The organism is Halospeciosus flavus (assembly GCF_029814175.1).
GTDB lineage: Archaea > Halobacteriota > Halobacteria > Halobacteriales > Halobacteriaceae > Halospeciosus > Halospeciosus flavus.
Genome location: NZ_CP122312.1, coordinates 1,830,654 through 1,844,757, shown reverse-complemented (window position 1 = coordinate 1,844,757; position 14,104 = coordinate 1,830,654). Strand labels below are relative to the sequence as shown.

11 protein-coding genes are annotated in these 14,104 nt (G+C 68.9%); 9 read left to right on the top strand and 2 right to left on the bottom strand.

Annotated elements, in window-relative coordinates; genetic code table 11:
- Nucleotides 1-20: 20 nt before the first annotated feature.
- From P0Y33_RS09635 to mutL, 6 genes are all read left to right on the top strand, one after another.
- A complete protein-coding gene (locus P0Y33_RS09635) occupies nucleotides 21-875 on the top strand; it encodes an acetylglutamate/acetylaminoadipate kinase (RefSeq protein ID WP_279527194.1) in 855 nt (284 codons plus the stop codon).
- 4 nt (nucleotides 876-879) lie between these two features.
- Nucleotides 880-2,010, top strand: a complete 1,131-nt coding sequence (locus tag P0Y33_RS09630) for an aspartate aminotransferase family protein (protein ID WP_279527193.1) — start codon at nucleotides 880-882, stop codon at nucleotides 2,008-2,010.
- A 48-nt stretch (nucleotides 2,011-2,058) separates the two neighbouring features.
- Nucleotides 2,059-3,072, top strand: coding sequence for an AIR synthase family protein (locus tag P0Y33_RS09625; protein WP_279527192.1), 1,014 nt, complete (start codon nucleotides 2,059-2,061; stop codon nucleotides 3,070-3,072).
- Nucleotides 3,073-3,145: 73 nt separating this feature from the next.
- Nucleotides 3,146-4,003 carry an ion transporter gene (locus P0Y33_RS09620; protein ID WP_279527191.1) on the top strand — a complete coding sequence of 286 codons (858 nt, stop codon included), beginning with the start codon at nucleotides 3,146-3,148 and terminating at the stop codon, nucleotides 4,001-4,003.
- Between the two features lie 146 nt (nucleotides 4,004-4,149).
- Entirely contained in the window at nucleotides 4,150-6,759 is a 2,610-nt protein-coding gene (gene mutS, locus P0Y33_RS09615) for a DNA mismatch repair protein MutS (RefSeq protein WP_382218330.1), read from the top strand.
- Complete coding sequence (gene mutL / locus P0Y33_RS09610) at nucleotides 6,752-8,884, top strand: DNA mismatch repair endonuclease MutL (protein ID WP_279527189.1); 2,133 nt, start codon at nucleotides 6,752-6,754, stop codon at nucleotides 8,882-8,884. Before mutS ends, mutL begins: the two co-directional genes overlap by 8 nt.
- A 257-nt stretch (nucleotides 8,885-9,141) precedes the next feature.
- Here the strand turns inward: mutL and P0Y33_RS09605 are convergent, their stop codons facing one another.
- Nucleotides 9,142-9,336, bottom strand: a complete 195-nt coding sequence (locus P0Y33_RS09605; protein ID WP_279527188.1) for a cold-shock protein — start codon at nucleotides 9,334-9,336, stop codon at nucleotides 9,142-9,144.
- A 187-nt stretch (nucleotides 9,337-9,523) separates the two neighbouring features.
- Here P0Y33_RS09605 and kdgK1 point away from each other — a divergent pair, with 187 nt between their 5' ends.
- From kdgK1 to P0Y33_RS09590, 3 genes are all read left to right on the top strand, one after another.
- Nucleotides 9,524-10,480 (top strand): bifunctional 2-dehydro-3-deoxygluconokinase/2-dehydro-3-deoxygalactonokinase, encoded by a 957-nt coding sequence (kdgK1, locus tag P0Y33_RS09600; RefSeq protein ID WP_279527187.1) that lies wholly within the window; start codon nucleotides 9,524-9,526, stop codon nucleotides 10,478-10,480.
- A 94-nt stretch (nucleotides 10,481-10,574) separates the two neighbouring features.
- The gene (locus P0Y33_RS09595) at nucleotides 10,575-11,702 is read left to right on the top strand and encodes a PGF-CTERM sorting domain-containing protein (RefSeq protein WP_279527186.1); all 1,128 of its coding nucleotides are present in this window, start codon (nucleotides 10,575-10,577) and stop codon (nucleotides 11,700-11,702) included.
- Nucleotides 11,703-11,791: 89 nt separating this feature from the next.
- A complete protein-coding gene (locus tag P0Y33_RS09590) occupies nucleotides 11,792-13,195 on the top strand; it encodes a dihydrolipoyl dehydrogenase family protein (protein ID WP_279527185.1) in 1,404 nt (467 codons plus the stop codon).
- Between the two features lie 15 nt (nucleotides 13,196-13,210).
- Here the strand turns inward: P0Y33_RS09590 and ubaA are convergent, their stop codons facing one another.
- Complete coding sequence (ubaA, locus tag P0Y33_RS09585) at nucleotides 13,211-14,038, bottom strand: SAMP-activating enzyme E1 (protein WP_279527184.1); 828 nt, start codon at nucleotides 14,036-14,038, stop codon at nucleotides 13,211-13,213.
- Nucleotides 14,039-14,104: the final 66 nt, after the last annotated feature.

Genomic DNA, 14,104 nt, shown 5'->3' with positions numbered 1-14,104 from the left:
CGCGTCTCGCAGCCAACGGTATGACGATAGTCGTGAAAATCGGCGGCGCCGCCGCGGTCGACCCAGAAGGGGCGCTCGCCGACGTCGCTGCACTCCGTGAGGAGGGGCGTGAGGTCGTCGTCGTCCACGGTGGCTCGACCGCCGTCGACGAGGCGCTGGAGCAGATGGACATCGAACCGACGTACGTGGAGACGCCCGACGGCGTCGTCGGGCGGTTCACCGACGAGCAGACGATGGACGTGTTCAAGATGGCCATGCCCGGCCTCGTCAACACGGACATCGTCGCCGGCCTCCAGAACCAGGGCGTGAACGCCGTCGGTCTCTCCGGCGTCGACGGCCAACTCCTGAAGGGGCCTCGCAAGTCCGCCGTCCGCGTCGTCGAGGACGGCAAGAAGAAGATCAAGCGCGGCGACCACTCCGGCACCATCGAGGAGGTCAACGGCGACCTGCTCCGCACCCTCCTCGACTCGGACTACACGCCGGTCGCCTCCGTCCCGATGCTCGGCGTCGAGAGCGACGGGTCGTTCACGCCCGTGAACTCCGACGCCGACCGCTCCGCCGCCGCCATCGCGGGCGAACTCGGGAGTGAGGGCGAAGACGTCGACCTCGTCCTCCTCACGGACGTCTCGGGTATCTACGAGGACCCCGACGACGAGTCGACCCGTATCGACCGCGTCGACTCCCCGGAGGACTTCGAGCACCTCACGGAAGTCGCGGAGGGGTTCATGCGCCGCAAGACGATGGCCGCACAGGAAGGCCTCCAGCGCGGCGCCTCGCGGGTCGTCGTCGCGACGGCCAACGCCGACCGTCCCATCTCCAACGCGCTGGCCGGAAACGGAACGACCATCACGGCCGACGCACTCGGTGAGAAGTAAGACCATGGCAGGGTTCGTCTTCAGCGAGAAGCCCATCGGCATCGAGTCCGGCGAGGGAGTTACCCTCACCGCGAACGACGGCACGGAGTACCTCGACTTCGGCGCGAGTTACGCCTGCGTCCCGCTCGGCCACCGCCACCCCGAGGTGCAGGCCGCGACCCAGGAGCAACTCGCGAAACTCACCTTCGTGCAGGCGTCCTACCCCGTCGAGTCGCGCACGCGTCTCTACGAGAACCTCGCGGAGTACTCGCCGGGCGACCTGAACGAGGTGTGGCTCTGTAACTCCGGCACCGAGGCCAACGAGGCCGCCCTCAAGTTCGCCCGCCACGCCACCGGCGACTCGAAGATCGTCGCGATGATGCGGGGCTTCCACGGCCGGACCATGGGGTCGCTCGCCGCGACCTGGAAGAACGAGTACCGCGAGGGGTTCGAACCGCTCGCGGGCGACTTCGAGTTCGTCGAGTACGGCGACGAGGACGCCCTCGAGGAGGCCGTCGACGACGACACCGCGGCGGTCATCATGGAACCCATCCAGGGCGAGGGCGGCGTCAACCCCGCTCCGCCCGCGTTCCTCCGGGCGGCCCGCGACGTCACCGAGCACCACGGTGCCGCCCTCGTCTTCGACGAGGTCCAGACCGGTCTCGGCCGGACGGGGTCGCTGTGGGCCTCCGACCAGACCGACGTCGTCCCGGACATCACGACGACGGCGAAGGGACTGGGCAACGGCCTGCCCATCGCCGCGACGCTCTGCAAGGAGTGGATCGCCGAGAACGCCGGCAACCACGGGTCGACGTTCAGCGGCGGTCCCGTCCCCTGCGCCGCGGCTAACGCCACCCTCGACACGCTCGTCGAGGAGGACGTCCCGGGCAACGCCGCCGAGATGGGCGAGTACCTCCGCGACCGCCTCGAAGCCGAGATCGGCGACGAAGTCCGCGACATCCGCGGCGAGGGCCTGCTCGTCGGCGTCGAGGTCAAGCGCAACGCCAACGCGATTCTCAAGGACCTCGCGTTGAACCACCAGATTCTCGCGCTCCCGGCCGGCCGGACGGTCGTCCGCTTCCTCCCGCCGCTCACCATTGAGGAAGAGCACGTCGAGGAGGTCGTCGAGGCGATGGTCGCGACCGTCGGCGAGTAACGGACTCGGACCCCCCCGCTTCAAGTTATCCCGCCCGCTTGCTCGCGTATGGACCCCGGCAAGGTCTCCCGCGAGTTCTTCGACACGCACGTCGCGCCGAACCTCGGTGCCGACCGCGACGACGTCCGCCTCGGCCCGACTCACGGCGCCGACTTCGGCGTCCTCTCGCTGGGCGAGAGACGGGTGTGCGCGCTCGCGACCGACCCCGTGTTCGTCCTCCGGGACCTCGGACTCGACCGGGCGGCCTGGTTCGCCTTCCACATCCTCGTGAGCGACGCCGCGCTCTCGGGGATTCCGCCGACCCACCTCGCACTCGACCTGAACCTCCCGCTCGACGCCGACCCCGCCGAGGTGGGCCGCGTCATGGAGGTGTTCGACCGCGAAGCCCGTGACCTGGGAATCTCCATCGTCACGGGACACACCGGCGCCTACGAGGGGTGTTCGTTCCCGACCGTCGGCGCCGGGACGGCCCTCGCCGTCGGCGATGAGTCCGACCTCGTGCTCCCGACCGGCGCGGAACCGGGCGACCGACTCGTCGTCACGAAGGGACCCGCCATCGAGACCACGGGCCTGCTCGCGGTCTGCTTCGGCGACGACCTCGACCTCCCCGAGTCGACGGTGGCGGCGGCCCGCGAGCGCTTCGACGAGGCGAGTCCCGTCCGCGACGCCCTCGCGGCGGCCGCGACCGGCGAGGTGACGGCCATGCACGACGCCACCGAGCGCGGCGTCGACAACGCGCTCCACGAACTCGCCGACGCCGCGGGGGTCCGCCTCTCGGTCGAACGCGAGCGCTTCCCGGTGGGCGACGGCGTCCACGACCTCTGCGAGCACCTCGGCATCGACCCGTGGACGAGTTCGAGCGAGGGGACCGTCGTGCTGGCGGTCCGCGAGGGCGGTGTCGGCGCCGTCCTCGACGCACTCGGCGACGAGGGGATTCGCGCCGCCGAAGTGGGCCGCGTCGAGTCGGGGAGCGGCGTCGAGGTAGACGGCGAGGAACTTCCCGAGCCGACGAGTGACCCGCTGTGGCCGGCTTACGAGCGGTTGCGTGGCGACGGCGAGTGAGGGCGACGAGAACGGACCGAGCGGACGTACGGCGGGCGTCGCCGTTATGGACCGCCGGTCCGCCACACCCGCTATGAGCAGTGATTCGTCGCCACCGGACGGTGCGGGCGTCCGCGCACGCCTTCGTTTCTACCTGAACGACCACGACACCACCGTCGGGTTCGGCGCCGACGCCGTGTTGTTCGTGTTGAACCTCGTGTTCGTCGCCATCTACGTCGCACAGACCTACTCGGTCGATGCGGAGACGGTGTCGCTGCTCTGGGTGCTCGAACTCGCGATCGCGAGTGTCTTCGCCGTCGAGTACGGCCTGCGCGTGTACGCGGCACGCGACCGCCTCGACTCGGTGACGAACCCCTACATGGTCGTCGACCTGCTCGCGATCCTGCCGACGTTCGCGGTCTTCTTCCTGCCACCGACCCTGGTGGCGTCCATCGGGTTCCTCAGGGCGATTCGGGTCGTCCGTGTCCTCCGCTTCTACCGGTTCACCGAGGACGCCGAGTTCTTCTTCGGCACCGTCTCGGACAACACCCTGCGCGCGACGAAACTCATGTTGACCGTGCTCGTCATCCTCTTCGTCTCCTCGGGGCTGTTCTACAGCGCCGAGCACGGTGTCAACCCCGACGTCGAGACGTTCGGCGACGCCTTCTACTACATGACGGTGACTCTCTCGACGGTCGGGTTCGGCGACATCCTCGCCGTAACGGCCGCAGGACGGTGGCTGACTGTCGCCTCGATCATCGCCGCGGTCATCCTCATCCCCCAGCAGGCGAGCAAGATCGTCCGGGAGTGGACCCGTCGGGACACCGTCGACGTCACCTGTCCGAACTGTGGCCTCGCCGAGCACGACCCGGACGCCTCGCACTGTAAGGCGTGTGGACACGTCCTCTATCGGGATCCTGACGCGCAGACCGGCCCCTCCGAGCAAGCATAGACGTTTTATCCGCGCACCACCCACTTCCTCTCCATGACCACGACGCCCGCACGGACACGGAACCGGACGCGGAGGGGGGAGCCGTGACCGGCATCGTCGAGGAGTTCCTGAGTCTGAAAGACGAGACCGACGCGGATGTCCTCGCGATGCAGGTGGGCGACTTCTACGAGTTCTTCGCCGACGACGCCCGCCTCGTCGCCGAGGAACTCGACCTGAAGGTCTCCGAGAAGTCGAGTCACGGGTCCTCGTACCCGATGGCCGGTGTCCCCGTCGACGACCTGCTCCCATACCTGAAGACGCTCGTCGAGCGCGGCTACCGCGTGGCCGTCGCCGACCAGCGCGACTCCGAGGACACGACCCGCGAGATAACTCGTGTCGTCACGCCCGGGACGCTCGTCGGGGTGACGGGTGCCGACGCCCGCTACCTCGCGACGGTCGTCCGGGGCGACGACGAGGTCGGCCTGGCCTTCGTCGACGTCACGACGGGCCGCTTCCACGTCACCGGCGTCGACGACACGGACGACGCCTTCACCGAACTCTACCGCTTCTCGCCCGAGGAAGTCCTCCCCGGCCCGGACCTCCGAGACGACGACGCGTTCATCGAACGGGTCCGCGAGACGACCGACGCGACGCTCACCCTCCACGGCTCTGAGGCGTTCGCGCCCGGCCGGGCCACCCACACGCTCCGCGAGCAGTTCGGCGACGGCGCCCTCGACAGCGTCGGCGTCGAGTCGCAGGGTGCCGCCGCCCGCGCCGCCGGTGCCGCGGTCGCCTACGTGGACGAGACCGGCGCGGGCGTGCTCGCGTCGCTCACGCGCATCCAGTCCTACGGCTCGACCGACCACGTCGACCTCGACGCGACCACCCAGCGCAACCTCGAACTCACCGAGACGATGCAGGGCGACCGGTCCGGATCGCTGTTCGACACGGTCGACCACACGGTGACCAGCGCCGGGGGCCGTCTGCTCCGCGAGTGGCTCCAGCGCCCCCGCCAGTCCCTCGGAGAACTGGAGCGTCGCCAGGAGAGCGTCGCCGCGCTCGCGTCCGCCGCGCTCGCCCGCGAACGCCTGCGCGAGACGCTGGACGAGGGGTACGACCTCGAACGCCTCGCCTCCCGGGCGGTCCACGGGAGCGCCGACGCCGCCGCCCTCCTCCGGGTGCGCGACACGCTCGAGTTGATGCCGGACCTCGCCGACGCCGTCGAGTCCGACCCGCAACTCGCCGACTCGCCGCTCGGGCGCGTCTTCGGGCGCTTCGACCGCGCGGCCGCCGCGGACCTCCGCGACACCATCGACGAGGCGCTGGTCGACGACCCGCCGTCCTCGGGCACGCGGGGACTCTTCCGGAAGGGCTTCGACCCCGAACTGGACGACCTCATCGAGGAGTACGAGGAGGCGAAGGGGTGGCTCGACGACCTCGCCGCCCGCGAAAAACAGCGTCTCGGCGTCACCCACCTCCAGGTCGACCGGAACAAGACCGACGGGTACTACATCCAGATCGGCAAGTCGGAGGCCGACGCCGCGCCCGAGGAGTACCGCGAGATCAAGACGCTGAAGAACTCCCGGCGGTTCGTCACCGACGAACTGGAGGAGAAAGAACGCCGCCTCCTCCGCGTCGAGGAACAGCGCGGTGACCTCGAACGCGAACTCCTCGACGACCTCCGTGGCACTGTCGCCGACCACGCCACCCTCCTGCAGGAGGCGGGCCGCGCGCTCGCGGAACTCGACGCCTTCTGCTCGCTGGCCGTCCACGCCGCCGAGAACGGGTGGGTCCGCCCCGAACTCACTGAAGGCGACGCCCTCGACGTCGAGGCGGGTCGCCACCCCGTCGTCGAACAGACCGTCGAGTTCGTCCCGAACGACGCCCGATTCGCCGACGACCGGCGCTTCCTCGTCGTGACGGGACCGAACATGAGCGGGAAGTCGACGTACATGCGCCAGACGGCCCTCATCGTCCTGCTCGCGCAGGTGGGGAGTTTCGTCCCCGCCGACGCCGCCCGGGTGGGTCTCGTCGACGGCATCTACACCCGCGTCGGCGCACTCGACGAACTCGCGCAGGGTCGCTCGACGTTCATGGTCGAGATGCAGGAACTCTCGAACATCCTCCACTCCGCGACGGAGGACTCGCTCGTCATCCTGGACGAGGTGGGACGCGGGACGGCCACCTACGACGGCATCAGCATCGCGTGGGCCGCCACCGAGTACCTCCACAACGAGGTGCGCGCGAAGACGCTGTTCGCGACCCACTACCACGAACTCACGAGTCTCGCCGACCGCCTCGAACGCGTCGCGAACGTCCACGTCGCGGCCGACGAGCGCGACGGCGAGGTGACCTTCCTCCGGACCATCCGCGAGGGACCGACCGACCGCTCGTACGGCATCCACGTCGCGGACCTCGCGGGCGTCCCCGACCCCGTGGTGGACCGCGCCGACGAGGTGCTCTCGCGCCTCCGCGAGGAGAAGGCCATCGAGGCCCGCGGCGGGTCGGGCAGTTCCGAACCCGTCCAGGCCGTCTTCGACCTCGGTAGCGGGAGTTTCCAGCAGGCGGCGAGCGACGGTGGCTCGGCCGACGAGGGACCGTCAGAGCCGTCCGGGCCGTCAGAGCCGTCCGGGCCGTCCGAGCCCTCCGGGCCGACCCTCGACGACGACCAGCGCGAGGTACTGGAGGACATCACGGACACGCCGCTCAACGACCTCACGCCGGTCGAGGCGCTGACGAAGGTCCAGGAGTGGCAGGACGAACTGGAGGGTGAGTGACGTGGAGAGCGACCGCATCCAGCAACTCGACGCGACGACGGTCGAACGCATCGCGGCCGGCGAGGTGGTCGAGCGGCCCGCCTCCGTCGTGAAGGAACTGGTCGAGAACAGCCTCGACGCCGGGGCCTCGCGCGTCGACGTGACGGTCGACGGCGGCGGCACCGACCGCATCGTCGTCTCGGACGACGGCGAGGGGATGAGCGAGGCCGACGTCCGCGCCGCGGTGCAGAAACACACGACGAGCAAGATCTCGGACATCGAGGACCTGGAGTCGGGCGTCGCCACGCTCGGCTTCCGCGGCGAGGCGCTGCACACCATCGGCGCCGTCTCGCGGACGACCATCACCACCCGTCCGCAGGACGGCGACGAGGAGGCCACCGAACTCCGACTGGAGGGCGGCGAGGTGACCCGCGTCGGTCCCGCGGGACGGCCGCCTGGCACGACCGTCGAGGTGGAGGACCTCTTCTACAACACCCCCGCGCGGCGGAAGTACCTCAAGACCGACTCCACCGAGTTCGGCCACGTCAATCGCGTCGTGACGCGCTACGCGCTCGCGAACCCCGACGTCGCCGTCTCGCTCACCCACGACGACCGCGAGGTGTTCGCGACGACCGGCCAGGGCGACCTGCAGGGGACGCTCCTGTCGGTGTACGGCCGCGAAGTGGCCGAAGCGATGATTCCGGTCGACTCGGAGGGCGAGGCGGTGGGGCGAGTCCACGGCTACGTCTCGGACCCCGAGACGACCCGCGCCTCCCGCGAGTACGTCTCGACGTTCGTCAACGGCCGCTACGTCAGCGACTCCCTGTTGCGAGAGGCGGTCGTCTCGGCCTACGGCGGCCAACTCGCCGCCGACCGCTACCCCTTCGCGGTCCTCTTCGTCGAAGTGCCCGCGGGGGAGGTCGACGTGAACGTCCACCCGCGGAAGATGGAGGTCCGCTTCGGCGAGAGCGAGACCGTGAAACGCGAGGTGGAGTCGGCCGTCGAGGACGCGCTGCTCGACGCCGGGCTGATTCGGACGAGCGCCCCGCGCGGTCGGTCTCAGCCCGACGAGGCGAGCATCGCACCCAGTCGGCAGTGGGAGGAAGACGACGACGCGGCCGACGAGGCCGACACCTCGTGGCACCAGCACGAGATGGACGCGACGGGCGACTCGGACGAAACGGAGCGAGCGAGCGGTCCAGTCGAGTCGGACGAGACTGGTCGGCGCGACGGATTCGCGTCGACCGACGCAGCGTCGACGGACGAGGGCGCCGAAACCGGGTGGAGCGCGCCGGGCGACGCCGATACCGACGCCGCGGACGCCAGCGCGGACGAAGAGCCGGCGACCGACCAGTCCGGGAACTCGGCGTCGACTGCGTCCACCGACGTCTCGGTGCCGGACGAGGGCGACACGGACCGCGTCGGGTCGAACGACGGGTCGGCCGGCGCCGACGACCGTCGGTTCCGCGCGGCGACGGAGAACGCCCGGCTCGGCGAGACGGCGGGCGACGAACGCGCGGACGACCAGTTCGACCGACTCCCCCGTCTGCGGGTTCTGGGCCAACTCCACGACACCTACCTCGTCGCGGAGTCCCCCGACGGACTGGTGTTGGTCGACCAGCACGCGGCGGACGAGCGTATCAACTACGAGCGCCTCCAGGCCGAGTTGGACGGGGAGACGACCTCGCAGACGCTCGTCGCGCCCGTGACGCTCGAACTCACCGCCGCCGAGGCCGCGGTGTTCGGCGACGCGCTCGCGGCGCTCCGCGACCTCGGCTTCGAGGCGACGCTCGACGACAGAGAGGCGACCGTCACGGCCGTCCCGGCGGTGTTCGACGACGCACTCGACCCCGAGGTGCTCCGCGACGCCCTCGCCGCGTTCCTCGACACCGACGGCGACCACGGCGAGACGGTCGCGGAGGTGCGCGACCACCTCCTCGCGGACCTCGCGTGCTACCCCTCCGTCACCGGGAACACCTCGTTACGGGAGGGCGACGTCGTCGCGTTGCTCACCGAACTCGACGCCTGCGAGAACCCGTGGGCTTGCCCGCACGGCCGCCCCGTGGTCGTCCGGATCGACGAGGGCGAACTCGAAGACCGCTTCGAGCGGGACTACCCCGGCCACCAGATCCGCCGCCCCGAATAACTCAGTTGTTCGGGGACACAACTCGACAACGTCGTCTATATCTCAGTTATCGCGTCGATAGCGGTCGAACTCGGTCTATATCGTAGTTATCGGCTCGATATCTCAGAAACGAACGCGTCCTCGAACTCGGAGTCGTCGGTGTGTACGACGAGCGCCGTCGCTCGGTGGGTGACGCCTGTAGAAAAGCGGAAATCAGCGCGTCTCGGGAGACGGATACGGTGACGTACCGACCGCGGACGCGGGTGAAACCGTGTTAGTTAAACGCGGACGAGGTTCGTCGCGCGCGGGCCCTTGTCGGCCTCTTCGATGTCGAATTCGACTTCCTGTCCTTCCGTGAGGTCCTCGCCGCCAACGTCCTCCATGTGGAAGAAAACGTCGTCGTCCGCGTCCTCAGTCTCGATGAAACCGTAGCCGCCTGTGTCGTTGAAGAAATCAACTTTACCGGATGCCATTACAAATAAATCTAGTGGCCGCCCACGGATAAGACTTGCGAGGGTTCGGGTACCACGATTCGGCGAATCGCGCTCCGATTCACCGAATTTCGAGCGATTCGGGTTTCACCCCCGTCCGCTCGGTTCCTCTCGGGGGTCGTCCGTCGACACCGGGTGAGTTATGGGTGCGCTCGCACATCGGGCCAGTATGAGCTACGACCTCGTCACGTTCGGCGAGACGATGTTGCGCCTCTCGCCGGCCGGACAGGAGCGCCTCGAACGCGCCGGCGAACTGGAGTTCCGCGCGGCCGGTGCCGAGAGTAACGTCGCGGTCAACGCGGGCCGACTCGGTCTCGACACGCTGTGGACGTCCAAACTCCCCGACTCGGCGCTGGGCCGCAAGGTGACGAACACGCTCCGCTCGCAGGGCGCCGGCGTCGACGTCGCGTGGAGCGAGACCGGCCGCCAGGGGACCTACTACCTCGAACAGGCCGGCCGACCCCGCGGGACGAACGTCGTCTACGACCGCGAGGGGGCGGCCGTCACCACCGCGACGCCCGCAGACCTCCCGCTCGACGAGGTCGCGGACGCGGACGCCTTCTACACGAGCGGAATCACGCCGGCCCTCTCCGCCACCCTCGAAGAGACGACCGCCGACGTCCTCGCGCACGCGCAGGACCACGACACGACGACCGTCTTCGACGTGAACTACCGCTCGAAGCTCTGGAGCCACGCGGAGGCCCGCGACGTCCTCGAAGCGCTGTTCCCCGACGTCGACGTGCTCGTGGTCGCCGAGCGCGACGCCTGGGAGGTCCTCGGCGTCGAGCGCGACGCCGCCGGCATCGCCCAGACGCTGGCCGACGAGTGGGACTTCGAGACGGTCGTCGTCACCCGCGGCGAAGAGGGCGCACTCGCCTACGAGTCCGGCGACGCCGTCACCCAGTCCGCCTTCGAGACTGACACCCACGACCCCATCGGGACGGGCGACGCCTTCGTCGGCGGCTACCTCGCCGAACGACTCGACGGCGGGTCGCTCGCGGACGCGCTCGCGTACGGCGCGGCCACGGCCGCACTCAAGCGCACCATCCCCGGCGACGTCGCGCTCGTGACGCCCGCGGAGGTCGAGTCGGTGCTCGCGGAGTCGGGCGGCGAGATCTCGCGGTAGCGTTCCGGTCGACGCCCCGACGACTAGCCACAAGCGGTTTTTGTTCCGGCGGAGTTTACGGGAACGTATGTCGAGACGACTAGCGACTGCCCTAATGGTGGGATTCCTCGTCCTGAGCGCTGTGGCCCCCGCGGCCGCCGCGAGCACGACGCAGTCACAGGCGAAGGCGTACAGTGGCGCACACATCTCCTTCGACGTCCAGTCGAACGCAGTCGTCGACTACGCCGTCGAGGGGACGACGGTGTTCGAGAGCGTGAAGGTCCAGTCCCAGGAGAGCGCCCAGTCGAGTGGTCTCGTCGGTGCGACCGCCTCTCTCTCGGCGGTGACGAGTCTCGAAGGCGCGGGTCTCTCGCTCGCCTCGCAGACGCAGGCGAAGGCGACTATCTCGGCCAGCGGGTCGAGTCAGGCCAAGATGAAGGCCCACGACAACACCCACGGTATCCTGGTCGTCTCCTCGAACGACCAGTCTCAGTACGTCGTGGCGAACCTCTCCTCCGCGGCCGAGGCGTCCCAGGAGAGCGACTCCCAGGTGAGCGTCTCCGCTGGCGAGAGCACCCAGGGGACGTTCATCGTCGTCGGTGACGGCACGGTGACCGTCAACGAGAACGGCGACGTGACGGCCAAACTCGGCAAGAACAGCAAACTCGTCTTCCGCTCGTACCCCAGCGGCAAGGACAGCGAGGACCAGAAACAAGAGCGGATGATCTCCCAGGGTCAGGTCGCCGGTGAGGTGTACGTCATGACCCAGGAGGGTGGGAAGAAGGTCGTCGACACGGTCACCTACACGCAGCAGACGACCGTCGAGGCCAAGCAGTCCGCCGAGAACACGGTGACGGTCACCGCCGAGCGAACCAAAGAGCAGGGCAAGATCGTCATCACGAGCGTCTCGAAGCAGGCGGTCGGCACCCTCTCGGACATCTCCGTGACGGTCGACGGGAGCGCCGCCGCGCAGGTGTCCTCCTACAGCGCGCTGAAGGGCGCCATCGGCGGTGACGAGTCGGCGTACATGGTCAAGCAGACGTCCAGTGCGAGCGCGAACGCCCGCGCGGACGTCCTCGTCGCGTTCAACCACTTCTCCGAGCGCACCGCGAAGATTTCCAGTTCTGACTCGGGCGGTGACAGCGGCGGCGACTCCGGTTCCGGTGCCTCCTCGCCCGGCTTCGGTGTCGTCGCGGCCCTCGTCGCACTCGTGGCCATCGCACTCTACGGCCGCGCACAGTAACGTTCCCCGACCACGACCACGTTTCCACTTTTTCGACGAGTCTCGCTCCGGGCCGAACGGCTAACACGGAGGCGACCGACGTCCCGAGTATGAGCGACGACCGACCGCACGTAGTCGTCGTCGGCGCGTACGGGAGCGCCGGCGCTGCTGCGGCGAGCGAACTAGCCGAACTGGACGTCCGACTCACCCTCGTCGACGACGGCGACCCCGGTGGCGGCCTCTGTATCCTCCGCGGGTGTATGCCCTCGAAGGCGGTGCTCTCGGCGACGGCCCACCGCTACCAGGCGCGCCACGACCCCCGACTCGACGGCGAGGCGCCCGAGGTGAACCTCGAGAAGACGGTCGAGCACAAAGACGACCACGTGCTGGAGTGGGCGGGCTACCGCCGCGAGTCCGTCCACGACCTCACGGAACGCGAGCACGTCGAGTTCGTCCACGACCGGGCCGAGTTCCTCGACGAACACACGCTCCGCGTCGGCGAGCGCGAACTGGACGCGGACTACGTCGTCGTCGCGACCGGGTCCTCGCTGAACGTGCCCGACCTCCCCGGCATCGACGACGTCGACTGGATGGACAGCGCGGACGTCCTCGACGCCACCGAGTTCCCCGACTCGGGCGTCGTGATGGGCTTCGGCTACGTCGGCATCGAGATGGTCCCCTACTTGAGCGAGGCGGCAGGGATGGACCTCACCGTCGTCGAACACGACGAACGGCCACTGGACCGCGCCGACGACCGTATCGGCGACGAGATTCTCGACCTCTACCGCGAGGACTTCGACGTCGAGATTCGGACCGAGGTGTACGAGGAGTCGGTCGAGCAGACCGCGGACGGCGGCGTCCGCCTCCACCTCGACGACGGGAGCGCGGTCGAGGCCGACCAACTGTTCCTGTTCACGGGGAGACGGCCGACCGTCGAGGGACTCGGCCTGGCGAACGCCGGTATCGACGTCGGCGAGGGCTGGGTCGACCCCGCGACGATGCAGGCCCGCGACGCCGAGCACGTCTTCGTCGCCGGCGATGCGATGGGCGAACGGATGCTCCTCCACAACTCCAAGGAGGAGGCGTTCACCGCCGCCGAGAACGTCCGACGGGCCATCGCGGGCGAGTCGGAGTTCGAGGAATACTACCCCATCCACCACGAGGTGATGTTCTCGGGTGCGACCGTCTACCCCTACGCCTCGCTCGGGATGACCGTCGAGGAAGCCGAGGAGGCCGGCCACGACGTCGTGGTCGCCACCCGCGAGGCGACCGACGACGGCATCTTCAAACTGAAGGAGGCGCGCTGGGGGCAGGCGAAACTCGTCGTCGACGCAGACGACGGGACCGTCCTCGGCTACCACGGCCTCCACTACGAGGCCGACGTGATGGCGAAGACGATGCAGGTGGTCTTGGAGAACGAGATGGACGTCCGCGACGTGCCCGACCGGGCCTACCACCCGACGACGCCCGAAATCATCGACGGACTCGTCCGGGACGCGAAAGCGCAGTTGTAGGGGTCGGCGTCGGTCTCAGTCCGCGTCGGCGATGGTACAGCCACCCGAGTACTCCACTTCCTGGACGGAGTCGATTTCGGGTTCCTCGCCACAGAGCGGACACTCCGGGTTCTTCGCGACGGGTGCCTCCTCGAACGTCATGTCGCCCGCGTCGTAGAAGAGCAGGCGGCCGTCGAGGAGTTCGCCGTAGTCGAGTAGTGCCTTCACGCACTCGGTGGCCTGGATACACCCGACGGTGCCGGGGAGGATGCCCAGCACGCCGGCCTCCGAGCAGTCGGGAACGACGCCTTCCTCGGGCGCCTCGGGAAAGAGACAGCGGTAGCACGGCGAGTCCTCCTCGTGGGCGAAGGTGATGGCCTGCCCCTCGAAGCGGTAGATGGCGCCGTGGCTGAACGGCACCTCGTGGAGGACGCAGGCGTCGTTGACAAGGTAGCGCGTCCCGAAGTTGTCCGAGCAGTCGACGACGAAGTCGCGCTCGCGAATCAGGTCCTCTGCGTTGTCGGCGGTGAGGCGTTTCTCGTGGACCTCGACATTGACGTCGGGGTTGAGTCGCTCGACGTACTCGCGGGCGCTCTCGGCCTTCGGGTGGCCGATGTCGGCGTCCGCGTGGATTATCTGGCGCTGGAGGTTCGAGCGCTCGACGACGTCGTCGTCGACGATGGCGAGTCTCCCTACGCCCGCGGCGGCGAGGTACTGGATGACGGGCGCGCCGAGGCCGCCCGCGCCGACGACGAGGACGTCCGCGTCGAGGAGTTTCTGCTGGCCTGCCGGCCCGACGTCCTCCATGATGATGTGCCGGGAGTACCGGTCGAGTTGCGTCGGGTCGAGGTTGAGCCCGGACATGGGTGTCGATAGGTGGTGTGGGAGTTAACCGTTGGTGGTCTCGGGCAATTCACGCCCCGTCCCGAA

Excerpts from the sequence above, each read along its gene's own strand:
- P0Y33_RS09595 (WP_279527186.1), top strand. The coding sequence starts at position 10,575 with ATGGTGGGATTCCTCGTCCTGAGCGCTGTGGCCCCCGCGGCCGCCGCG.
- P0Y33_RS09625 (WP_279527192.1), top strand. The coding sequence starts at position 2,059 with ATGGACCCCGGCAAGGTCTCCCGCGAGTTCTTCGACACGCACGTCGCG.
- P0Y33_RS09590 (WP_279527185.1), top strand. The coding sequence starts at position 11,792 with ATGAGCGACGACCGACCGCACGTAGTCGTCGTCGGCGCGTACGGGAGC.
- P0Y33_RS09635 (WP_279527194.1), top strand. The coding sequence starts at position 21 with ATGACGATAGTCGTGAAAATCGGCGGCGCCGCCGCGGTCGACCCAGAA.
- P0Y33_RS09620 (WP_279527191.1), top strand. The coding sequence starts at position 3,146 with ATGAGCAGTGATTCGTCGCCACCGGACGGTGCGGGCGTCCGCGCACGC.
- kdgK1 (WP_279527187.1), top strand. The coding sequence starts at position 9,524 with ATGAGCTACGACCTCGTCACGTTCGGCGAGACGATGTTGCGCCTCTCG.
- mutS (WP_382218330.1), top strand. The coding sequence starts at position 4,150 with ATGCAGGTGGGCGACTTCTACGAGTTCTTCGCCGACGACGCCCGCCTC.
- P0Y33_RS09605 (WP_279527188.1), bottom strand. The coding sequence starts at position 9,336 with ATGGCATCCGGTAAAGTTGATTTCTTCAACGACACAGGCGGCTACGGT.
- ubaA (WP_279527184.1), bottom strand. The coding sequence starts at position 14,038 with ATGTCCGGGCTCAACCTCGACCCGACGCAACTCGACCGGTACTCCCGG.
- P0Y33_RS09630 (WP_279527193.1), top strand. The coding sequence starts at position 880 with ATGGCAGGGTTCGTCTTCAGCGAGAAGCCCATCGGCATCGAGTCCGGC.